The organism is Gilliamella sp. wkB292 (genome assembly GCF_001690235.1).
Taxonomy (GTDB): domain Bacteria; phylum Pseudomonadota; class Gammaproteobacteria; order Enterobacterales; family Orbaceae; genus Gilliamella; species Gilliamella apicola_F.
Genome location: NZ_LZGO01000007.1, coordinates 1 through 921, shown reverse-complemented (window position 1 = coordinate 921; position 921 = coordinate 1). Strand labels below are relative to the sequence as shown.

Annotated in this window: 1 protein-coding gene and 1 pseudogene; one reads left to right on the top strand and one right to left on the bottom strand. The window is 27.3% G+C overall.

The features are described from left to right. Positions 1–524: sulfatase-like hydrolase/transferase (locus tag A9G09_RS00235; RefSeq protein WP_176700925.1), on the top strand; the 524-nt coding region annotated here is incomplete at its 5' end. 72 nt (positions 525–596) lie between these two features. Here A9G09_RS00235 and A9G09_RS00230 read toward each other — a convergent pair. Continuing rightward, positions 597–921, bottom strand: a pseudogene (locus A9G09_RS00230) (glycosyltransferase family 8 C-terminal domain-containing protein); the annotation flags it as partial.

Sequence of the window (921 nt, the reverse complement as noted above, 5' to 3'; positions counted from 1 at the left end):
AATTAATTGAAACCAATTTTCAAAATAATGAAAAAAATTTCATTGTCGTACACTTAGCTGGAAGCCATAAACCTTACAAACTTGGGTATGATGAAGTTGATAAGTTAAGTTTACCTGATGGCGATGATTATGATCGAACAATTCACCATACAGATCGAGTCATAAAAGAAATTTATACAATTTTAAAAGAAAAATTAGATGATTTTATTTTAATTTATACACCCGATCATGGCGAAATAGTCAACTTGGGCCATGGATTATTGAGAAAATCCAAAGAATTCAGTAACCAATTTGAAATCCCACTAATGATATATTCATCTTATGATAATTATCCTTGTCAGGAAACTGAAAGTTACCGAAATGAAAACAAAATGATAAATACATCTAATCTTGTTTATTTATTAAGTAATTTACTTGGTTATTCTGTAAATATTGATCCATCCTTTATTAACAAAGATCTAATATTATCAGTAGATGGAAAAGCTTATGAGTATAACGACATTATAAAACAATACCAACCCTAGTATTGTTTTATAATGAATTTATTAGATAGTAAAATTAGTAATTGGTTTTCAACTTTCTGTAAGTCAATTAGATTAAAAATTTTTTTTAGTCAAATAAAGATAGTAAAATTTCAAAGCCGTCACTATGTTACCCTTTTTAAAATTATATTTAGCAAAATGGCGTAGCCATGATCTTTTTAATGCCAAAGGGCGTTTTGTATCACGCCAAGGAGATAAACTAAAATACTTTTTGAATAAATCAGAATCAAATGTTTGGTACCAAGGTTTATACCCTGTAACATAATGTAATAAAACTGTATAGGGTGCGATTAATTGCTCTTCTTTACAAGAAACACTTATGTGAATTTTCGTATTATATTTTATAGGTAAGAGAGTTGTTTTATTTTCTAATAAAATG